This window comes from Amycolatopsis sp. NPDC004169, assembly GCF_040610315.1.
Classification (GTDB): domain Bacteria; phylum Actinomycetota; class Actinomycetes; order Mycobacteriales; family Pseudonocardiaceae; genus Amycolatopsis.
Genome location: NZ_JBEXMD010000003.1, coordinates 326,455 through 346,194 on the forward strand (window position 1 = coordinate 326,455; position 19,740 = coordinate 346,194).

At 71.5% G+C, this 19,740-nt stretch carries 23 protein-coding genes and 1 pseudogene; 7 read left to right on the forward strand and 17 right to left on the reverse strand.

The window, feature by feature from the left end; genetic code table 11:
• Window positions 1-35 precede the first annotated feature (35 nt).
• Together ABZX11_RS06215 and ABZX11_RS06220 are read right to left on the reverse strand one after the other, a co-directional pair.
• Window positions 36-527 (reverse strand): NADPH-dependent FMN reductase, encoded by a 492-nt coding sequence (locus ABZX11_RS06215; protein ID WP_354910475.1) that lies wholly within the window; start codon window positions 525-527, stop codon window positions 36-38.
• Window positions 421-1,425 (reverse strand): phosphoribosylaminoimidazolesuccinocarboxamide synthase, encoded by a 1,005-nt coding sequence (locus tag ABZX11_RS06220; RefSeq protein WP_354910379.1) that lies wholly within the window; start codon window positions 1,423-1,425, stop codon window positions 421-423. The genes ABZX11_RS06215 and ABZX11_RS06220 overlap by 107 nt, the downstream gene beginning before the upstream one ends.
• A gap of 47 nt (window positions 1,426-1,472) precedes the next feature.
• Between ABZX11_RS06220 and ABZX11_RS06225 the strand changes: the two genes are divergently transcribed.
• On the forward strand, window positions 1,473-2,279 hold the full coding sequence (locus tag ABZX11_RS06225; protein WP_354910477.1) for an SAM-dependent chlorinase/fluorinase: 807 nt from the start codon (window positions 1,473-1,475) through the stop codon (window positions 2,277-2,279).
• Here ABZX11_RS06225 and ABZX11_RS06230 read toward each other — a convergent pair.
• From ABZX11_RS06230 to ABZX11_RS06270, 9 genes are all read right to left on the reverse strand, one after another.
• Window positions 2,162-3,043 (reverse strand): MOSC N-terminal beta barrel domain-containing protein, encoded by an 882-nt coding sequence (locus ABZX11_RS06230; protein WP_354910382.1) that lies wholly within the window; start codon window positions 3,041-3,043, stop codon window positions 2,162-2,164. The genes ABZX11_RS06225 and ABZX11_RS06230 overlap by 118 nt on opposite strands.
• A gap of 42 nt (window positions 3,044-3,085) precedes the next feature.
• Window positions 3,086-3,826 (reverse strand): amino acid ABC transporter ATP-binding protein, encoded by a 741-nt coding sequence (locus ABZX11_RS06235; protein ID WP_176174109.1) that lies wholly within the window; start codon window positions 3,824-3,826, stop codon window positions 3,086-3,088.
• A complete protein-coding gene (locus tag ABZX11_RS06240) occupies window positions 3,823-4,587 on the reverse strand; it encodes an amino acid ABC transporter permease (RefSeq protein WP_176174108.1) in 765 nt (254 codons plus the stop codon). The genes ABZX11_RS06235 and ABZX11_RS06240 overlap by 4 nt, the downstream gene beginning before the upstream one ends.
• A gap of 6 nt (window positions 4,588-4,593) precedes the next feature.
• Complete coding sequence (locus tag ABZX11_RS06245; RefSeq protein ID WP_176174107.1) at window positions 4,594-5,376, reverse strand: ABC transporter substrate-binding protein; 783 nt, start codon at window positions 5,374-5,376, stop codon at window positions 4,594-4,596.
• 7 nt (window positions 5,377-5,383) lie between these two features.
• Window positions 5,384-6,148, reverse strand: a complete 765-nt coding sequence (locus ABZX11_RS06250) for an ABC transporter substrate-binding protein (RefSeq protein WP_354910386.1) — start codon at window positions 6,146-6,148, stop codon at window positions 5,384-5,386.
• A gap of 1 nt (window position 6,149) precedes the next feature.
• Window positions 6,150-6,968, reverse strand: a complete 819-nt coding sequence (locus ABZX11_RS06255; RefSeq protein WP_354910389.1) for an ABC transporter substrate-binding protein — start codon at window positions 6,966-6,968, stop codon at window positions 6,150-6,152.
• 151 nt (window positions 6,969-7,119) lie between these two features.
• A complete protein-coding gene (gene purB / locus ABZX11_RS06260) occupies window positions 7,120-8,547 on the reverse strand; it encodes an adenylosuccinate lyase (RefSeq protein ID WP_176174104.1) in 1,428 nt (475 codons plus the stop codon).
• A gap of 46 nt (window positions 8,548-8,593) precedes the next feature.
• Window positions 8,594-9,739 carry a galactonate dehydratase gene (gene dgoD, locus ABZX11_RS06265; protein WP_354910391.1) on the reverse strand — a complete coding sequence of 382 codons (1,146 nt, stop codon included), beginning with the start codon at window positions 9,737-9,739 and terminating at the stop codon, window positions 8,594-8,596.
• A gap of 15 nt (window positions 9,740-9,754) precedes the next feature.
• On the reverse strand, window positions 9,755-10,432 hold the full coding sequence (locus ABZX11_RS06270) for an SDR family oxidoreductase (protein WP_176174102.1): 678 nt from the start codon (window positions 10,430-10,432) through the stop codon (window positions 9,755-9,757).
• 64 nt (window positions 10,433-10,496) lie between these two features.
• Here ABZX11_RS06270 and ABZX11_RS06275 point away from each other — a divergent pair, with 64 nt between their 5' ends.
• Genes ABZX11_RS06275 through ABZX11_RS06285 form a run of 3 tightly spaced genes read left to right on the forward strand, consistent with a single transcriptional unit; the run spans window position 10,497 to window position 12,865 of the window.
• Complete coding sequence (locus ABZX11_RS06275) at window positions 10,497-11,114, forward strand: bifunctional 4-hydroxy-2-oxoglutarate aldolase/2-dehydro-3-deoxy-phosphogluconate aldolase (RefSeq protein WP_354910394.1); 618 nt, start codon at window positions 10,497-10,499, stop codon at window positions 11,112-11,114.
• Window positions 11,107-12,111 carry a beta-propeller fold lactonase family protein gene (locus tag ABZX11_RS06280; RefSeq protein WP_176174100.1) on the forward strand — a complete coding sequence of 335 codons (1,005 nt, stop codon included), beginning with the start codon at window positions 11,107-11,109 and terminating at the stop codon, window positions 12,109-12,111. Before ABZX11_RS06275 ends, ABZX11_RS06280 begins: the two co-directional genes overlap by 8 nt.
• Before the next feature lie 49 nt (window positions 12,112-12,160).
• Window positions 12,161-12,865 carry a FadR/GntR family transcriptional regulator gene (locus tag ABZX11_RS06285; RefSeq protein ID WP_354910397.1) on the forward strand — a complete coding sequence of 235 codons (705 nt, stop codon included), beginning with the start codon at window positions 12,161-12,163 and terminating at the stop codon, window positions 12,863-12,865.
• Here the strand turns inward: ABZX11_RS06285 and ABZX11_RS06290 are convergent.
• Genes ABZX11_RS06290 through ABZX11_RS06300 form a run of 3 tightly spaced genes read right to left on the reverse strand, consistent with a single transcriptional unit; the run spans window position 12,847 to window position 14,711 of the window.
• Window positions 12,847-13,461, reverse strand: coding sequence for a TetR family transcriptional regulator (locus ABZX11_RS06290; protein ID WP_176174098.1), 615 nt, complete (start codon window positions 13,459-13,461; stop codon window positions 12,847-12,849). The two genes, ABZX11_RS06285 and ABZX11_RS06290, sit on opposite strands and share 19 nt — an antisense overlap.
• Before the next feature lie 34 nt (window positions 13,462-13,495).
• Entirely contained in the window at window positions 13,496-14,209 is a 714-nt protein-coding gene (locus tag ABZX11_RS06295; RefSeq protein ID WP_176174097.1) for a hypothetical protein, read from the reverse strand.
• Window positions 14,202-14,711 (reverse strand): SigE family RNA polymerase sigma factor, encoded by a 510-nt coding sequence (locus tag ABZX11_RS06300; RefSeq protein ID WP_176174096.1) that lies wholly within the window; start codon window positions 14,709-14,711, stop codon window positions 14,202-14,204. Before ABZX11_RS06300 ends, ABZX11_RS06295 begins: the two co-directional genes overlap by 8 nt.
• A gap of 136 nt (window positions 14,712-14,847) precedes the next feature.
• Here ABZX11_RS06300 and ABZX11_RS06305 point away from each other — a divergent pair, with 136 nt between their 5' ends.
• From ABZX11_RS06305 to ABZX11_RS06315, 3 genes are all read left to right on the forward strand, one after another.
• Window positions 14,848-15,870, forward strand: a complete 1,023-nt coding sequence (locus ABZX11_RS06305; protein WP_176174095.1) for a GntG family PLP-dependent aldolase — start codon at window positions 14,848-14,850, stop codon at window positions 15,868-15,870.
• A 15-nt stretch (window positions 15,871-15,885) separates the two neighbouring features.
• Complete coding sequence (locus tag ABZX11_RS06310; RefSeq protein WP_354910401.1) at window positions 15,886-16,464, forward strand: HAD family phosphatase; 579 nt, start codon at window positions 15,886-15,888, stop codon at window positions 16,462-16,464.
• A gap of 84 nt (window positions 16,465-16,548) precedes the next feature.
• Window positions 16,549-17,364 carry an SAM-dependent methyltransferase gene (locus ABZX11_RS06315; RefSeq protein WP_176178066.1) on the forward strand — a complete coding sequence of 272 codons (816 nt, stop codon included), beginning with the start codon at window positions 16,549-16,551 and terminating at the stop codon, window positions 17,362-17,364.
• A gap of 4 nt (window positions 17,365-17,368) precedes the next feature.
• On the opposite strand, the gene ABZX11_RS06320 is transcribed toward ABZX11_RS06315, so the two are convergent.
• The 3 genes and pseudogenes from ABZX11_RS06320 to ABZX11_RS06330 form a co-directional block, all read right to left on the reverse strand.
• Complete coding sequence (locus ABZX11_RS06320) at window positions 17,369-17,560, reverse strand: hypothetical protein (protein ID WP_003096028.1); 192 nt, start codon at window positions 17,558-17,560, stop codon at window positions 17,369-17,371.
• Between the two features lie 97 nt (window positions 17,561-17,657).
• Complete coding sequence (locus ABZX11_RS06325) at window positions 17,658-18,839, reverse strand: pyridoxal phosphate-dependent aminotransferase (RefSeq protein WP_354910404.1); 1,182 nt, start codon at window positions 18,837-18,839, stop codon at window positions 17,658-17,660.
• Window positions 18,840-18,848: 9 nt separating this feature from the next.
• A pseudogene (locus ABZX11_RS06330) lies at window positions 18,849-19,064 on the reverse strand (transglycosylase SLT domain-containing protein); the annotation flags it as partial.
• Window positions 19,065-19,740: the final 676 nt, after the last annotated feature.

A 19,740-nucleotide genomic window follows, 5' to 3' on the forward strand; every position in this document is an offset into this window, starting at 1 on the left:
TGCGCAGAACGGGCGGGCGACCGTTGCCGGAAGGGTCAGACACCCTCACGCAGGCGCTGCACGGCCACCGCGATCCGGCCCCGCAGATCGGGGTCGGCGACCTGGCCGTCGGCGACGTCGGCCCGCGACACCGGGATCCGCGCGCAGGCCTCGTCGACGATCTTCGCGCCCGCGTACGTCAGGACCTTCCGCAGCGAGTCGTGGGCGTCCCGGCCGCCGGTCGGCGCCGCGATCGAGGACGCGTTGATCCACGCCACCGGCTTGCCGTACAGCTCGCCGCCGCCGACCGTCCAGTCGAGGAGGTTCTTGAACGAGCCCGGCAGCCCGCCGGCGTACTCCGGCGTGCAGATCAGGACCGCGTCAGCCTCCTCGATCGCCGCCCGCAGCGCCGCGACCTCGGGGTGCAGCGGGTCCCGGTCGTCATCGGGGTTGAAGTGCGGCAGGTCGGCGAGGCCGGTGTACGTCCGGCTCGCGGTGAGGGTCGCGGCGGTCCCCAGGACCGCCGCATTGCCCGAGCCGGCTCGCAGGCTGCCGCAGATCAGCAGGATCACGAGGCCAGTCTGCCAGCGAAAGCCCGGTGATGCGGTGGTACGCCTCGACGTAGCGGTCGCGCGTGGCCGTCACCACCTCGGGCGGCAACGGCGGCAGCGGGGACACGCAGTCCCAGCCGGAGGCCGGGTCGACCAGCCAGTCGCGCACGTGCTGCTTGTCGAACGACGGCTGCGGGACGCCGGGCTGGTGCCCGTCGGCGAGCCAGTAGCGCGCCGAATCCGGCGTCAGCAGCTCGTCCGCGAGCACTAGGCGGCCGTCACGGCCGATGCCGAACTCGAACTTCGTGTCGGCCAGCAGCAGGCCCTGATCCGCGGCGCGGGCCGCGCCCCGGCGGTACAGCTCCAGCGACGCCTCCCGGACCTCCTCGGCGAGCGCGCGGCCGAGCGTCGCGACGCACGTGTCGAAGTCGATATTTTCGTCCTTCTCCCCGCGACGCGCCTTGGTCGACGGCGTGAAGATCGGCTCGGGCAGCCGCGCCGACTCGGCGAGACCGGGCGGCAGCGTCAGCCCGCACACCCGTCCTGACCTGCGGTAATCGGAGTACCCACGGCCGGTGAGGTAACCGCGGACGACCGCCTCCACCGGCAGCATGTCGAGCTTCTCGACCAGCAGCGCGCGGCCGCGGACGGCCTCGGGGATGCGGGGGTCTTCGCAGGCCACGAGGTGGTTCGGGAGGACGTCAGCGAGCTCGCGGAACCAGAACACGCTCATCGCGGTGAGCACACGGCCCTTGCCGGGGACCGAGGTGGGGAAGACGTGTTCGAAGGCGGAGATGCGGTCGGAGGCGACGACCAGCAGGTGGTCGTCGCCCACGGCGTAGAGGTCACGGACCTTGCCCGTGGCGAGCCGTGGCAGGGTGGGGAGGGGTGTCACGCGCTGAACCCTAACGGGCACCCTCCGCCACCATGGATGATGCTCGCATGGCGTACGACTGGATCTCGGTGACCACCGATTACGGCCTGCGCGACGGCTTCGTGGCGGCCTGCCACGGCGTGATCGCGCGGCTGGCGCCCGCGGTGCGGGTGATCGACGTGACCCACGAAGTACCACCTCAGGACATCCGCCACGGGGCGATGGCCCTCGCCCAGACCGTCCCCTACCTGCCGCAATCGGTGCACGTCGCGGTGGTCGACCCCGGCGTCGGCACCGATCGGCTCGGCGTGGTCGTGGTCGCGGAGGACGGCCTGCTGGTCGGGCCGGACAACGGCCTGCTGCTGCCGGCCGCGCAGGCGCTGGGCGGGGTCCGGGCGGCCTACGAGCTCGCCGAGCCGTCGCTGCGGCTACCGGCGACGTCAGCGACCTTCCACGGCCGGGACGTCTTCGCGCCCGCGGCCGCGCACCTCGCCCTCGGCGTCGCCCCGGCGGACTTCGGCGACCCGGTGGCGGACCTGGTCGCGATGCCGGAGCCGTTCGTGGCCGCGTTCCCCGGCAAGCTGGTCTCGGAGGTGCTGACGGTCGACCACTTCGGCAACGTCCAGCTGGCCGCGACCCCGGCGGACCTGGAGCTCTCGGGCCTCTCGGGCGCGGTTTCCGTGCACAGCGAGCGCGTGGCGGTGACGACGGTGCTCGGGCGGACCTTCGCCGACGTGCCCGCCGGCGCTTCGGTGCTCTACACGGACTCGGCGGGCCGGCTCGCCGTCGCCGTGAACGGCGGCTCGGCGGCGGCCGTGCTCGGGCTCGGGCCGGCCCAGGAGTGCACGATCACCTCGTCACCGACGGCGACCTGACCCGGCCGCAGCACCGCGGCTTTCATGCCGAAGACGACGCCGCCCTGCGGGTCACGCCGGTAGGTCGCGAGGGTGCGGATCGGCTCGGGACCGTCCTTCACGCCGGTTTCCTGGTCGACCATGGGGACCGCGCACCGGACGCACCTCTCGGCGTAACCGATCCGCGCGGTGCCGGCGGTCAGTTCACGGGCCTCGTCTTCGCGGTGGGGTTCGGTCCAGCCGGCGAGCACGATGTTGGGCCGGAAGCGGTCCATCGGCACCGGTTCGCCCTGCCCGGCGGCGATCCGCTCGTTGAGGTTGTCCAAAGAGGACTCCGAGGCGAGCAGCAGGGCGTGCGCGTCGCCGAAGGCGGCCAGGCCGGGGAACACCCCGCCGCTGACCCGGTGGTGGTCCGGCGTCACGCCGATCAGCTCGGCCGGGCGGCCGAGCAGGTCCGACAACCACTCGGCGGCCCGGGGATCCTGCCGGACGCCTTCGCCGTGCCAGCTGAGCATCGACACGGGGCGCCGCGGGCCGTCGCGCCGGATGTCGAAGACGATCTCTTCGCGGCCGGGCGCCGACAGCGCCAGCCGGTCACCGAGCACCCGCGGCCGGACGACCGCCATGACCGGGTGCGGCCGCTGGGTGAGGACGTCCCCGTCCGGGGAGATGACCTGGAAGACCCGGTCGCCCGCGAGCCCGGTGCCGGTCACCTCGGCGGACGGCACGTCGATGCCCGCGCAGGACTTGACCGGGTAGTACGTCAGCCGAGCGATTCTCGCCATCTCCGCAGGCTACCCGGGCGGCCGCCGCCGAAGCGTCTCCTTTCAGAGGACCTGGGAGAGGAACCGCTGCAGGCGCGGGCTCTGCGGCTCGTCGAAGATCTCCGCCGGCGGGCCCTGCTCGACGATGCGGCCCGCGTCCATGAACGCCACCTCGTCGGCGACACTGCGGGCGAACCCCATCTCGTGCGTCACCACGATCAAGGTCAGCCCGCGGGAGGCGAGCCCCGCCATCAGGTTCAGCACGCCCTTGACCAGCTCCGGGTCCAGTGCGCTCGTCGCCTCGTCGAAGAGCATCACCTCGGGGTCCATCGCCAGGGCCCTGGCGATCGCCACGCGCTGCTGCTGGCCGCCCGACAACGCGCTCGGGCGGTACGGTGCCTTGTCCGCCAGGCCGACGTCCGCCAAGCGAGCCCGGGCGATCGCCGAGGCCTCCTCCTTGCTCAGCTTCTTCACGCTGCGTAGCGGCAGCACGATGTTGTCCAGCACGCTCCGGTGGCCGAAGAGGTTGAAGTGCTGGAACACCATGCCGACGCGCTGGCGCAGCACGTCCGGGTCGGCCTTGATCACCGATTCGCCGTCGAGCAGCAGATCGCCGGAATCGGGCTCCTGCAAGCGGTTCACGCAGCGCAGGAGCGTCGACTTGCCGGAGCCGGACGGCCCGATGATGCACGTCGTCTTGCCGCTCTCCACGCGGAGGTCGACCCCGCGCAGGACTTCGAGCGTGCCGAAGCTGACGTGGATGTCCTTCAGTTCCACACTGGACGAACGCACCGCCGTCGTCACGAGGGGACCTTTCCGCTGGCGACCAGGTCCAGCTCGTCGCCGTCGCCCGGCTCGTCGACGCGCACCTTGCGGCCGGTCCGGAGCTTCTTGTCGATGTAGTTGACCAGGTGCGTCAGCGGCACGGTGATCACCAGGAAGAACACGCCCGCGGCGACCAGCGGCGACAGGTTCCCCGTGTTCGCCGCGAGGTCCTGGCCGATCCGGAACAGCTCGCGCTGCCCGGACAGCAGGCCGAGCACGTAGACCAGGCTGGAGTCCTTGACCAGCGCGATGAACTGGTTCACCAGCGCCGGCAGCACCCGCCGGACGCCCTGCGGGATGATCACCAGCAGCATCGACTTGGTGTAGCTCATCCCGAGCGCCCGGCTGGCCTCCATCTGCCCCTTGTCGACGCTCTGGATGCCGGACCGGAAGATCTCGCCGATGTAGGCGGCGGCGATCAGCGACAGCGCGAGGATGCCCATCGGGTACGGGTTCGTGCCGACGACGTCCCGCGCGAGCGTGCCGAGACCCTGGCCGATCAGCAGGATCGTCAGGATCGCCGGCAGCCCGCGGAAGATGTCGGTGTACACCCGCGCCGGCCAGCGCAGCCACCACTTGGTGGACAGCCCCATCACGGCCAGGACCATGCCGACCACGGTGCCGATCAGCGCCGACGACACCGACAGGATCAGCGTGTTCAGCAGACCGGTCTTCAGCAGGTCCGGCAGGACCTGCGAAATGTAGTCCCAGTTCAGGAAAGTATTGACAAAGTCGTCCATTGTGGACTACTGCCCCGCCTTGAACTCGGCGGGCACCGGCGCGGTGGGCTCGAACTGGTCGTGCACCTTGACCCAGGTGCCGTCGGCGATGACCTTCTTCAGGCCGTCGTTGATCTTGTTGATCAGGTCGGTGTTGCCCTTCTTGAAGGCGAACCCGTGCGGGATAGTCGTGGTGATCGCCTTGGTCACCTTGAGCTTCGCGTCCGGGTTGTTCTTCGCGTAGTCCTCGGCGGTCGCCTGGTCGAACACCGCGCCGTCGATCGCGCCGGTCTTGAGCGCGTTGAGGGCGGCGGCGTCGTTCGGGAACCGGACGGCCTGCGCGGTCGGGGCGTTCGTGCCGAGCCAGGTGTCCGACACCGTGCCCTGGACGACGCCGACCCGCTTGCCCGCCAGGGAGTTCTCGTCGGTGATGCCGGCGGTCTCCTTGGCCTCGATGCCGAGGGCCTGGTAGTTGTACGGCGCCGAGAAGTCGACGGTCTTCTTGCGGGCGTCGGTCTGGGAAATCGCCGAGCTGCCGATGTCGAACGTGCCGTTCGCGACCTGGCCGAGCAGCGCCGAGAACTCGGTCGCGGCGAACTCCAGCTTCAGCCCTTCCTTGGCCGCGATGGCCTTGAGCAGCTCGTTGTCGAAGCCGGTGTAGTTGCCGTTCTCCTGGTAGGCGTTCGGCTTCGAGTCGCTCAACGTGCCGACGCGCAGCGTCTTCTCGCCGCCGCTGTCCGAGCCGCCGCCGCACGCCGTGAGCGCGGCCAGCAGGGTCGCGGTCAGCGCCGTGACCAGTGTCTTCCTCATGCTTCTCCTAACCCTGGAACCCGGCCGGCACCGGAGCGGTCGGCAGGAACTGCTGGTGCAGCTTAAGCCAGGTCCCGTCGGAGATCACCTGCTTGAGCCCGTCGTTGATCTTGCCGAGCAGCTCGGCGTTGCCCTTCTTCACCGCGAACCCGTGCGGGACGTCCGTGACGAAGCTCTTGACGACGACCAGCTTGGCGTCCGGGTTGTCGGTGACGTTCTTCTCGGCAATGGACTGGTCCAGGATGTAGGCATCCACCGCGCCGCTCTTCAGCGCGGTCAGCGCGGCGGCGTAGTCGGGGAAGCGCACGGCCTGGGCGTCCGGCACCGTGCTGCCCAGCCAGTGGTCGCCGACGGTCGCCTGGATGACGGCGACGCGCTTGCCGGCCAGGCCCTTCTCGTCGGTGACCGGCGTGCCCTGCTTGGCCTGGATGCTCATCGTCTCGAAGTCGTAGGCCGCGGAGAAGTCGACCGTCTTCTTGCGCTCGTCGGTCTGCGCGATCGCCGAGCTGGCGATGTCGTAGCGGCCCGACGCGACCTGCCCGAGCAGCGCGGAGAAGTCGGTCGCGGCGAACTCCAGCTTCAGGTTCTGCTTGGCCGCGATGGCCTTGAGCAGCTCGTTGTCGAAGCCGGTGTAGTTGCCGCCGGAGAGGTAGATGTTCGGCGGCGCGTCGCTGAGCGTGCCCACGCGCAGCGTCGAGGAAGCGCTGTCCGAGCCGCCGCACGCGGTCAGCGTGAGAGCCGCGGCCAGCACGGTGACGATCAGCTTCTTCATGTCACGCCCCCAGGTTCTTGACGGGCAGGCCGGGGCCGCCCTGCTGCAGTTCCTTCGACAACGGGGTGTTCTTGTAGAACTGCCCGTAGATCCGCGCGACCGTGCCGTCCGCGACCGCCTTCGCCAGGCCGTCGTTCAGCTTGTTCAGCAGGTCGGTGTTCTTCTTGGCCACCGCGAACGCCGACGGGGTGTCCTTGTCCTCGACGGTGTACCCCAGTTCCAGCGGGACACCCGGGTTCTGGTCCAGGTACTTCTGCCCGATGTCCTGCGGGACGACCCAGCCGTCCAGCGTGCCGTTCTTCAGCTGCGCGAAGCCGGCGTTGTAGTCCGGGAAGCGGACGACCTGGGCGCCGGCGACCTTGCCCGCGAACTCGTCCTGCACCGAGCCCTGGACCACGCCGAGCCGCTTGCCGCCCAGTGCGGCGACCTCCTTGAGGTTCGCTCCCTTGGCCGTGACGATCGTGGTGAAGCCGGTGTTGTAGCCGTTGGAGAAGGCGACCGTCTTCTTGCGGGCCTCGGTGCTGGAGATCGTCGAGCTGCCGATGTCGAACTTGCCGCCCGCGACCCCGGCGAGCAGGCTGGAGAACTCGGTGCCGACGAACTCCACCTCGAAGCCCTCACGCTTCGCGATGTCCCGCAGCAGCTCGTTGTCGTAGCCGGTGAACCGGCCGTTTTCCAGGTAGATCGACGGCGGGGCGTCGCTCAGCGTCCCGACGCGCAGGGTGGTCGCCCCCGCGTCGGAACCTCCGCAGGCGGCCAAGGTCAACGTCAGCGCGCCCGCGGACACGGCCGCGGCGATCTTCGACAGCGTGGATCTCATCGCTTCTTCCAGAGGTTGGCGCGCCCAGGGCGCGAGGAAAGCACGTCAGGTCACTGGGTAAACGTCCTGACGCTCCGGTTTCGTGCGATCGAGATTAGGGATTTCGCCCGTTCGTGTGGATTCGTTCCAGTCCGTGGACTCGTGCGTCAGCTCACAGGATCGGCTGCGGCACGTACCCCGCGGCCTCGGGGAACCGCTCGAGGACCTCGGCGACGCGCTCGGCCACCTGCGTGACCTGCCGCCCGGCCGTTCCGGTGAACGAGATCCGGTCGGCGAGGAGTTTGTCCAGCTCACCGCGGTCGAGCGGGATGCGCTCGTCGGCGGCGAACCGGTCGAGGAGGTCGTTGTCGGCGCGGCCTTCGCGCATCTCGAGCGCGACGGCGACGGCGTGCTCCTTGATCGCTTCGTGCGCCGTCTCACGTCCGACGCCGGCGCGGACGGAGGCCATGAGCACCTTCGTCGTGGTCAGGAACGGCAGATAGCGGTCCAGCTCACGCTCGATCACCGCCGGGAAGGCGCCGAACTCGGCGAGCACCGTGAGGAAGGTCTCCAGCAGGCCGTCGAGCGCGAAGAAGGCGTCCGGCAGCGCGACCCGGCGGACGACGGAGTCGGAGACGTCACCCTCGTTCCACTGGTCGCCGGCCAGCTCGCCGATCATCGACAGGTAGCCGCGCAGCACGACGGCGAGGCCGTTGACGCGCTCGCACGAGCGGGTGTTCATCTTGTGCGGCATGGCGGACGAGCCGACCTGGCCGGGCTTGAAGCCCTCGGTGACCAGCTCGTGGCCCGCCATCAGCCGGATCGTCTTGGCCAGGCTGGACGGCGCCGCGGCGAGCTGGACCACAGTGGACAGCACGTCGAAGTCGAGCGAGCGCGGGTACACCTGGCCGACGCTGACGAACCGCCGGTTGAAGCCGAGGTGCTGCGTCACGCGGTCTTCCAGCTGGTCCAAAGTGGACTCGTCGCCGAGCAGGTCGAGCATGTCCTGCGCGGTGCCGACCGGGCCCTTGATGCCGCGCAGCGGGTAGCGCTCGATGAGGTTGTCGAGCCGCTCGAAGGCGACCAGCAGCTCGTCGGCCGCCGTGGCGAACCGCTTGCCGAGGGTGGTGGCCTGCGCGGCGACGTTGTGCGAGCGCCCGGCCATGACGGTGTCGGCGTGCTCGACGGCGAGGGCGGCCAGCCGGGCGAGCACGGTGGCGACGCGCGTGCGGACCAGCTCCAGCGACCGGAGCAGCTGCAGCTGCTCGACGTTCTCCGTGAGGTCGCGCGAGGTCATGCCCTTGTGGATGTGTTCGTGGCCGGCGAGGTCGCTGAACTCCTCGATCCGCGCCTTCACGTCGTGGCGGGTGACGCGCTCGCGGGCCGCGATCGAGTCCAGCCGCACGTCTTCCAGCACGCGCTCGTACGCCTCGACGACGCCGTCCGGCACCTCGACGCCGAGGTCCTTCTGCGCCTTGAGCACGGCGAGCCACAGCTGCCGTTCCAGGACGACCTTCTGCTCCGGCGACCAGAGCGAGACCAGCTCCGCCGAGGCGTAGCGGGCGGCGAGCACGTTCGGAATGCGGGGCTTGTCCGTCACGCCTTCACCCTACCTGCGCAGGTCAGCGCGGTAGTGGTCCGGGGTTTCACCACTCGGCGAAGCTCCCGTCGTCGTGCCGCCACACCGGTGAGCGCCAGGTGTGCCCGAGCTCGTCGGCGCGGCGCACGGCGGCTTCGTCGACCTCGATGCCGAGGCCGGGCCCGAGCGGGCGGGCCGCGTAGCCGTCCCGGAAGGCGAAGACCGACGGGTCGGCGAGGTACTCGTGCTCGCGACCCTCGTGGTAGTGCATGCCCAGGCTTTGTTCCTGGATCAGGAAGTTCGGCGTCGCGAAGGCGACCTGCAGCGACGCCGCCAGCGAAATCGGGCCGAGCGGGCAGTGCGGCGCCAGCGAAGCGCCGTAGACCTCGGCCAGCGCCCCGATCCGCCGCAGCTCCGAGATGCCACCGGCGTGCGACGGGTCGGGCTGGACCACCGCGACGCCGGCGTCGAGCACCGGCTTGAACTCCCAGCGCGAGTAGAGCCGCTCGCCGAGCGCGATCGGCACAGTGGACGCTTCGACGACCGAGCGCAGCGCGTCACCCTGGAGCTCCGGCAGCACCGGCTCCTCGACGAACATCGGCTGCACGTCCTCCAGCAGCCGCACGAGCCGGCGCGCCATCGCGGGCGAGACGCGGCCGTGGAAGTCGATGGCGAGGTCGCGGTGCGGGCCCAGCGCCTCCCGCGCTTCCCACGCACGGGCCACCGCCGCGTCGGCCTCGGCCGGGGACGCGATCGCCGTCAGCGGCCCGGCGACGTTCATCTTCACCGCGGTGAACCCGGCCTCGACCTGCGCGGCCACCGCTTCGCGGATGCCGGCCGGGCGGTCGCCGCCGACCCAGCTGTAGACCCGGACGCGGTCGCGGACCGGCCCGCCGAGCAGCTCGTGCACGGGCGCGTCGCGGACCTTGCCCGCGATGTCCCACAGCGCCTGGTCGTAGCCGGCGAGCGCGCTGGAGAGCACCGGGCCACCGCGGTAGAAACCGCCGCGCCGCAACACCTGCCAGTGGTCCTCGATGCGCAGCGGGTCCTGGCCGACGAGCAGCTCGGAGAGCTCGTGCACGGCCGCGCGGACGGTCTCCGCGCGGCCCTCGACCACCGGCTCGCCCCAGCCGCTGATCCCCTCGTCCGTGCTGACCTTGACGAACAGCCAGCGCGGGGCGACCAGGAACGTCTCGACGGCGGTGATCTTCACGCGGGTGCCCCGTTTCTACGCGGAATCCTTGGCGGCGGACCAGCCGCCGTCGACGGTCAGCTCGGCCCCGGTGACGAACGACGCGGCGGCCGAGAGCAGGAACGCGATCACGTCCGCGACCTCCTCCGGCCGGCCGAGCCGGCCGGCAGGCGTCGCCCGCGCGCTGCGTTCGCGGTCTTCGGGCGGGATGCGGTCCCATGCCTGGGTGAGCACGGGCCCCGGCAGCACGGAGTTCACCCGCACCTCGGGGGCGTACTCGACGGCCAGCTGCCGGGCGAGCGCGACGAGCGCGCCCTTGCTGGCTGCGTAGGCCGGGTGACCCGGCAGGCCGAAGTGCGCGTGCACCGAAGAGACGAGGACGATCGCGCCCCGCCGTTCCCGCAGCGACGGCAGGCACGCCTTCACCGCGAGGTAGGTGCCGGTCAGGTTGACGTCGAGCTGGCGCTGCCACTCGGCGAGGCCGAGCTCGTGCAGCGGCCCGGTGCTGGGGGTGTAGGCGTTGCTGACCAGGGCGTCCACTTCGCCGATGCCGGCCCAGGTCGCTTCGTCGCTCACCGAACCGCGGATCGGCGTGACCCCTTCGGGCAGTTCGGCGACATCGACGCCCAGCACGCGGTAGCCGTCGTCGACGAGCTTCCGCGCGGTCGCCGCCCCGATCCCGGACGCCGCTCCGGTCACCACCGCTGTCGGCATCGCCGCTCCCTTCCCGAAGCCAGAATAAATCCTAATTTAAGAACTGCCAAGGTAACCTGGGGTTATGAGCTACCGGTGGGAGATCATGGCCGAGGCGGTGCGCCAGGGAGTCGTCGGAATCGTGCGCACGCACGACGCGGAGTCCGCGGTGGAGGCCGCCCGCGCGGCCCTCGAAGCCGGGTTGCGCTCGATCGAGCTACCGCTGACGAACCCCGGTGCGCTCGACGCGATCTCCGGGCTCGCGGCCGCGTACCCGGAGGCGACGATCGGGGCGGGCACGGTGCTCGACGAGACGTCCGCGGTGCTGGCGATCCGCGCGGGCGCCCGGTTCCTGGTGTCGCCTTCGGTGGACGCCGCGGTGATCCGGACCGCGCACCGGTACGGCGCGGCGGCCCTGCCGGGCGCCGGTTCGGTGACCGAAATCGTGCGCGCGCTGGAGGAAGGCGCCGACGCGGTGAAGGTGTTCCCGGCGGCGGCGCTGGGCCCGTCGTGGGTGGCGGACGTGCGGGCCGCGCTGCCGCAGGCGCCCTTGGTACCCACCGGCGGCATCGGCCCCGAGGACGTGCCAGGCTGGCTCTCGGCGGGTGCGGTCGCCTGCGGGATCGGCTCGGCGCTGACCCGCGGCACCGCCGCGGAGATCGCCGCCCGGGTCGAGACGCTGTTGAGGAGCGCGCATGGCTGAGCTGGTCTTCGTCGGGTGCTACACCGGCGACGCGGGGAACGGCACCGGGATCACCACGCTCTCGCGGTCCCCGTCCGGCTCACTGCGCGAAGTGGCTTCGCTGCCGCTGGAATCGCCGTCGTGGCTGGTGCGCCACCCGGCGTTGCCGGTGCTGTACGCGGCCAACGAGACCGCGGACGGCGGCGTGACGGCGCTGGCCATCGAGCCGTCGGGCCGGCTTTCGGTGCTGGGCACGGCGGAGACGGGCGGCGCGCACCCGTGCCACCTGGCGGTGACGCCGGACGGCCGGTTCCTGTTGTGCGCCAACTACACCGGCGGCAGCGTGGCGGTGTTCTCGCTGTCCGAGTCCGGCGCGCTGGTGTCGCGGACGGCGCTGGTGCAGCACAGCGGCAGCGGCCCGGTCACCGACCGCCAGGAGGCCGCGCACGTCCACATGGCCGTCCCCTCCGAGGACGGATCCGTGGTGAGCGCGGTCGACCTCGGCACCGACGAAATCCGCAGCTACACGCTGACGCCGTCGGGTTCCCTCGAACCGCTCGCGGTGTCGTCGCTGCCGCCGGGGACGGGACCGCGCCAGCTGGTGCGCCGTCCGGGCACGGACCTGGCGTACGTGGTCGGCGAGCTGGCCGGGACGCTGGTGACGGTCCGCGAGAAGGCCCCGGGCGCGTTCGAGGTGGTCGCGTCGACGCCGTCGACGCTGTCGCCGGTGCAGCCGAACCTGGTGGCCCACCTGGAACTGGCCGACTCGCGGATGTACGTGTCGAACCGGGGCCCGGACTGCGTCACGGAGTTCGCCCTGGACGAGGCGGCGGCGGTGGCGGACCAGCCGTGCGGCAAGAACCCGCGGCACTTCGCGCTGGTGGACGGGACCTGTTACGTGGCGGCGCAGTCCGAGGACGCGATCACCGCGTTCACCCTGACCGCGTCCGGCGAGGCGGAACTGCGGTACTACCCGACGGGGTCGCCGACGTTCGTGCTGCCGGTTTCCCTGCCGTGATCCGGCATCCATAATGCGGTCAACACCCGCCGGCTGAGAGGGCCCTCCATTGACCGAACACCGGCCACGCGGGTTGCACGGCCAGACCGTCGAGGCGCTGGCCAGCCGGATCCTCTCCGACGAGTGGGGCGAGGGCACCGTCTTGGACCTGCCCGCGCTGCGCGAAGAGCTCGACATCAGCCTCACCGCGCTGCGCGAAGCCCTGAAGGTCCTGGCCGCCAAGGGCATGATCGACGCCCGGCAGAAGCGGGGCACCTTCGTCCAGCCGCGCGAGAAGTGGAACATGCTCGACGCCGACGTCATGCGCTGGCAGACCGCGGCCGCCGACGATCCCGGGTTGCTCGACGAGCTCACCGAGGTGCGGGCGGTCGTCGAGCCCGCCGCCGCCCGGATCGCGGCCGGGCGGGCGACCGAGGAAGACGTCGAGGCGCTGCGGGAGGCGCTCGACGACATGGCCGTCGCCGGGGCCGATCCGGAGGCCAGCGTCCAGGCCGACCTCGCCTTCCACCGGCGGCTGATGGCGGCCACGCACAACAACTTCCTGGTGCGGATGGAACGGATCATCGCGATCGGGCTCGCCGAGCGCGACAAGGTCGTGCACGGCGCCTCGACCGCGGAGGACCCGGTGCCGAGTCACCGGAAGGTGGTCGACGCGATCGTCGCGGGCGACCCGGCCGCCGCCGAGCAGGCCATGCTCGCCCTGGTCACCAAGGCCCAGGACGACCTGGAGAAGGCTCAGCGCACGCGGTCCTGACCGGCCGGCTCCAGCGCCGCCTGCAGCATCCGGGCCGCCGCCGCGCGGGGCTCCGGGTCGATCGCGATCAGCGCGTTGACGACCGCGCCGTCGACCAGCGCGACCAGCCGCTCCAGCTCGGTCGCGGAGACCGGCGTGCCCGAGCGGGCGAAGATCTCCGTCAGCAGCTCGTTGAGCTGGGCCGACAGCGTCCGCATCAACGGCCGCAGGTACGGGCGGCGGCCGGTCGCGACCAGCCGCTCGTACCGCAGGAGGACGGCTTCGGCGTCGGCCGCCGGGTCACCGCTCTCCGGGCCGAGCAGCATGTCCAGCACCAGGTCGACGGTCGCCTGCACGCCGCGGTTGCGGGTGGCGAGCTCCTCCAGCCGGGCACGGCCGGTGGCCAGCTCGGCGTTCGAGTGGTGCTCGACGGCCGCCGTGACCAGGTCTTCCAGCGAGTCGAAGTAGTACGTCGTCGACGCGAGCGGCAGGCCGGCCCGCTCGGCGACGGCCCGGTGCCGCACGGCGTCGAACCCGCCCTCGACGAGCAGTTTCGCGGCGGCCTCGACGAGCGCGGCGCGCCGTCGCTCCCCCTTCGGGGTGGTCGCAGCGGTCATGGCCGGTCATTCTGCCAACCGGGCGGCCCGGGGCTCAGAAGCGGGGCGCGAGAGCGCGCGCGAACCGGTCCACCTCGCCCGCGTAGGGTGCCGCCGTTCCCGCCGAAGGCACGCTGACCAGCACCAGCACCCCGCCGGACGCGGTGGCGGCCCGGGCCGTGACCGCACCGGCCGGCTGGGACTTGAAGACCTCCGGGATGCCCTTCGGGTACACCGCCGCGGCGACTTCGCCGCCCGGGACCGGGAACCCGGCGGACCGGGCCACCGTCGAACAGGCGCCGCCCGGGACGGCCTGGGTGTCGGAGACGTGGCCAGGGAGCTCGCCAGCGAGGGCGATGGCGAGCTCCCTGTCCACCTGTTCGCACCCGGAGGCGCCTTCGGCCAGCTGGCCGGTCTTCCCGTCCCCGGCACCCCCCTGCTGAGGTGGCTGGGACGAGAAGTTCGGTGACTCCCCACCGACTTCAGGACGCATCGGGCCGTCCCCTGGTTGCACGACGCCGGGCCCGGAGTGCACGGGCACGGCGTTGTCGGCCGCGGTCAGCGACTTCGGCAGGCTCCCGGACAGCTGGCCGTACACGCCGAACCCGGCGACGACCAGCACCGCGGCACTCACCCCGCCCGCGATCCGGTTGCGGCGCCGGGCGGTCTGGCGGCGGGATTCGCGGACGACGTCACCCTGGCTGAACGACGGTTCGGGGGTGTCCCCGGGCGCGGCGGAGAACAACGAGCGCAGCTCCTGCTCATCCATTGGTCTCCACCTCCCGTTCGAGGACCTGCCTCAGGTTCGCCAGCCCGCGGGCGGTCTGGCTCTTGACGTTGCCTTCGCTGCAGCCCAGCGCCTGCGCCGCGCCGGTCACGTCGAGCCCTTCGAAGAACCGCATGACCAGCACCGCCCGCTGCTTGGGCGGCACTTCCTTCAGCGCCGCGAGCAGGTCTTCCCTGGTCGCGACCAGGTCGTCGAGACCCGGTGTGTCGTCGGCGGGCTCCGGCAGCGTCTCGGTCTGCCACTCGCGCCGCCACGGGCGCCGTGACTCGTCGATCGACGCCCGGACGAGCGTCTTGCGGACGTACGCGTCGGTCGCCGCGCGATCCCTGATCTTCTTCCACCTCCGGTGCAGTGCCACGAACGCCGTCTGCGCGAGGTCGTCCGCGCGGTGCCAGTCGCCGCAGAGCATGTACGCGGTCCGGCGCACGGCGTCCCGCCTGGCGGCGAAGTACTCCGCGAACTCCTGCTCGTCGCGCTGGTCCACGCGCAGTCGTGCTCCGCTCTGTCGTCGTCCGGCCGGTAGGACGGAATCAGGGGCGTCCACGGTTGCACGGACCGGGTGGGTTCGACCACTCAAGGGCGCATTGATCCCCTTCCGGTCGGTGTGATGTGATCGCAACGTGACCTTCGCCCCGCCTGTCCTGGACTTCCGTTCCGACACCGTCACCCGGCCGGATGACACGATGCGGGCGGCGATGGCCTCCGCCGAGGTCGGGGACAACGTCCTCGAACGCGACCCGACGGTCGCCGTGCTGGAGGAGCGGGCCGCGCACGTCCTGGGCATGCAGGCCGCGCTCTGGGTGCCGAGCGGAACGATGGCCAACCTGATCGCGCTGAGCCTGCACCTGCAGCGCGGCGACCGGTTCCTCGCCACCCGCGGCGCGCACGTGCTGGCCAACGAGCTGGGCTCGGCCGCGTGGCTGGCCGGCGGCATGCCGGACATCCTCGAGCACGACGGCGGCCCGGGCCGTCCCTCGCCCGACGCCCTCGCAGCCGCGATCGGACAACCCGGGCCGTACTTCACATTACGGACATCGCTGCTCTGCCTGGAGAACACCCACAACGCGGCCGGCGGCGCGGTGACGCCGCCCGACGAGCACGCCCAGCTGCTGTCGGTCGCCAAGGAAGCGGGCCTGACCGTGCACCTCGACGGCGCCCGGCTGTGGCAGGCCGCGGTCGCGCTCGAAGTGCCGCCCGCCGCGCTGACCGTCGGCGTCGACACCGTGTCGGCCTGCTTCAGCAAGGGCCTCGGCGCGCCGGTGGGTTCGGTCGTCGCGGGCAGCGCGGCGTTCGTCGAGCGGGCCCGCCGGATGCGGCAGATGCTCGGCGGCGGCGTCCGGCAGGGCGGCGTACTGGCCGCGGCCTGCCTGGTCGCCCTCGACCGCGTCCCCGAGCTGGCCGAGTCGCACGAGAACGCCCAGCGGCTCGCCGACGGCCTGCGCGAATACGGCTGGCCCACCAACGCGCCGGACACCAACATCGTGCTCGCCCAGGTCCCCGACATCCCGACCGCACTGGCCTGGCTGGACTCGCTCGGCGTCCGCGCGGTGCCGATGGCGGGCAAGGTCCGGTTCGTCACCCACCGGGACCTGAGCGCGACCGACGTCGAAGAAGCCCTGCGCCGGATCAAGACCGGCGCCTGAGAACCCGGGGGACCGATGAACTGGATCGTGTTCGACTACGGCGACGTGCTGAGCAAGCCGAGCGCCGCCCTGCCCGACCTGGCCGCGGCGATGGGCGCGCCGCTGCCGGAGTTCCTCGAGGCGTACTGGGAGTACCGCATCCCGTACGACGCCGGCAGCACTCCGCTCGAGTACTGGCAGGCGGTCGGGAACGCCGTCGGCGCACCGGTCGACGAAGCGCTGTCGGCCGAGCTGACCCGCATCGACGTCGAGGGCTGGGGCCACCTGGAGCCGTCGTCGGCCGCGCTGCTCGAAGCCCTCTCCGAGGCGGGCGCGAACCTGGCGCTGCTCTCGAACGCGCCGGTCGCCTTCGGCGAGTGGGTCCGCGCGCAGGACTGGGCGCGGCACTTCCGCGTCACGCTGTTCTCGGGCGACGTCCGCTGCGTCAAGCCGGACGCGAAGATCTTCCGCCTGCTGCTGGACGAACTCGGCGCCGAGCCCGCCGACTGCCTGTTCTTCGACGACCGCGAGTCCAATGTGGACGGCGCGCGGGCGGTCGGCATCCGTGCCCACGTGTGGAACGGCGCCGACGCGGCCCGTGCGTGGCTCGACTGACACTCACCCGCACCGCACGGTCGCCTACCGGCCGTGATCCCGATGACCTAGGCTGGGCGTCCCCACACTCCCCGGTAGGTGTCCATGGCGCTGAGCGAACGACCGTCGGCCAACGTCGACTTCGAGCGGCCGAGCCTCGCGCGGGTCACCGACGCGCTGCTGGGCGGGCAGAACCACTACGAGCCCGACCGGGCCGTCCTGCGGCAGCTGCTGGCGATCGCGCCGGAAGCCCCGGCCATGGCGCGGGAAGTGCGGCAGTGGCAGGTGCGCGCCGTCCGCTACCTGACCGAGCGGCTGGGCGTCGACCAGTTCCTCGACCTCGGCTCCGGCTTCCCGGCCGCGGAGAACACCCACCAGGTCGCGCAGAAGTACAACCCGGAGGCGCACGTCGTCTACGTCGGCGACGACCCGGTGGTCGAGGCGCACAGCCGCGCCTTGCTCGTCGACAACGACTTCACGCACGTCTGCGGCACCGACCCGCTGAACCCCGGCGAGACGATCGCCGGGGTCACGCGGTTCATCGACTTCGACCGGCCCGCCGGGCTCGTGCTCAGCGGGGTCGTCGACCACATCGCCGACCTCCAGCAGGCGCAGCAGGTCGTCAAGTCCTACGTCGGCGCATTGGCGCCGGGCTCGTACCTGCTCCTGCTGCACCAGCACAACCCGGGCGACGGCTCCGACGCGGCCGACGTCGCGAACGCCATGCAGGACCGCTTCGGCCGCATCGGGCTCGACACGCTCTACCGGCCGCGCGAGGAGATCACGTCGTTCTTCGACGGCCTCGACCTGCTCGAGCCCGGGCTGACCGCACCGCACCTGTGGTGGCCGGACGGGCCGCGCCTCGCGCCGCTGACGCCGGTCAACTGGACGGCGCTGGGCGGCGTGGCGCGGATCCCCTAGCGCCTCAGTAGCGGTTGATCCGCCGCGGGTCCTTCTTGCCACCGGTGATCGCCTTGTAGCCGGCCGCGCCGAGGAAGGCGATGCCGCCGATGATGGCGATCCACAGGACTGCCTTGAACACGAAGCCGATCACGGCGCCCAGCACCATGAACGCCACCCAGGCGACGATCAGGCCGCCGACGATCTTCCAGAACATGGCTCCTCCGACTCTTCCCCGTGGCCCCACCGGCCCGATGACTCCACAGTGCCACCTGACGCGGTGAAACTCCCCTCGGCGAGCCAACGTTCGGGGTTTATTCAGGGTTCCCCCTGGCCAGCCAGTCCCCGAGGCGCCGGACCCCTTCGTCGATGTCCTCGGCGCTGCCGGCGAAGGAGAACCGCACGTACTTCCCGCCGTCGACCGGGTCGAAGTCGACGCCGGGGGTGATGGCGAGCCCGGTGTCGGCGAGCAGCCGCTGGCACCAGCTCAGGCTGTCGTGCGTGTACGCGCTGACGTCGGCGTACGCGTAGAAGGCCCCGTCGGCCGGGGCGAGCTTGCCGAGCCCGATCCGCTGCAGGCCGGCGAAGAGGCGATCGCGGTTGGCGCGGTACCGCTCGACGTGCGCGTCGGCTTCCGCGTACGCCTCGGGCGTGAACGCGGCGAGGGCGGCGTACTGCGAGACCGCGGGCGGGCAGATGGTGAAGTTGCCGGTCAGGACGTCGATCGCGCGGTGCAGCCGCTGCGGGGCGAGCATCCAGCCGAGCCGCCAGCCGGTCATCGCGAAGTACTTCGAGAAGCTGCCCAGCACGATCGGCTCGCGGCCGTACTGCCACGCGCAGTCGAGCTCGGCACCGTAGGAGATGCCGTGGTAGATCTCGTCGCTGATCAGCTGGACGCCGTGGGAGGAGCACCAGCCGGTGATGGCGGCGAGCTCACCCGGCGGCAGCACGGTCCCGGTGGGGTTGCTCGGGCTGGCGACGATCAGGCCGTCGATCGGGCCGAGCTCGTCGAGCAGCTTTGTGGTCGGCTGGAAGTTGGTTTCCGCGGTGGTGGCGAACTCGACGACCTCGCAGCCGAGGACGGAGAGCAGGTTGCGGTAGGCCGGGTAGCCGGGCCGCGCCATGGCGACCTTGGCACCGGGGTCGAAGGCGCTGAGGAAGGCGAGCAGGAACCCGCCGGACGACCCGGTGGTCAGGACGACGTCGTGCGCTTGGACATCGACGTCGTACCGCTTCCGGTAGTGCCCGGCGACGGCCTCGCGCAGCTCGGGGATGCCGAGCTGTTCGGTGTACCCGAGGGTGCTCTTCTGCAGCGCTTCCTGGGCGGCGTCGAGCACGGGCTGCGGCGCCGGAGCGGACGGCTGCCCGGCCGCGAGCGACACGAGATCACCGTGACTGCGCTGCCGGGCACCGGCCGCGGAGAGGACGTCCATGACGTGGAAGGGCGGCACGCCGGCCCGCAGCGCGGGACCGGCGAAAGCTCCGAGGTCGGCCATGGGGCCAGGCTAGTAGCCGCGGTAGGCACCACCGTGGGCCATGGCCTTGATGCCGGGCACGTTGTCGAGGCTGCCGTACCGGTCGAAGGAGTACCGGACCCCGGCGATGATGTTGTCGACCGGGTTGTAGATGTTGTCGTGGCCGGGCAGCTTGTGGGCGTTGAACGTGGAGTCGATGCACTGCATGAGCCCCTTGGACGGGTGCCCGGCGGCCGCATTGGAGTTGCCGGTCAGGAAGAGGTGATCACCTTCCTGGGCCGTCCACGTGCCCAGCTCCGTGGTCACGCACCAGACGTCACCCCGCCCGGCGGCTTCCTTATTCAGGAAGGCGCCGGTGACGATCGGGTTGTTCAGGTGCACGGCGAATTCCGGCTGCCAGGTCTCCGGCTGGTCCTTCCGCGCCACGGGAAGCACCCGGGGCCGGGCTCCGGACAGGTAACCGGCCAGCGCGATGGCGTCGAGGACGGCACCGGGTGCCTGGTAGATGACGACCTGCGGCTGCGAATAACCCGGCCGCAGGTACCGCGTGCCCTCGGCGTCGGTGATGGCTTCGAGCCACGCCTCGCGCTGTTCGCCGGACATGGCCAGCACCTGAGCGACCGCGTCGGAGCGGGGATGCCCGGCGCGCGCCAGCAGGTCCTGGGCGTAGTCGTGGTCCAGCCGGAACTGGTGCCGGGGCCCGCAGCCTCCCCGGTCGTCGACGTACAGCGCGTGCGGCACGCCGTCGAGGAGCTTCCGGAGCTTCGCCACCATCTCGGGCTTCGACTGCGCGATGGACATGGTCGGGCGGTGCCGGCGCGAATCGACGTCACCGTCCCCGGCGATCCACCCGAGGATGGCCGCTTCGGCAACGCTGATGTCCAGCGACGATTCGGTCGCGGCCGGCGCGGCGAGGAGGATC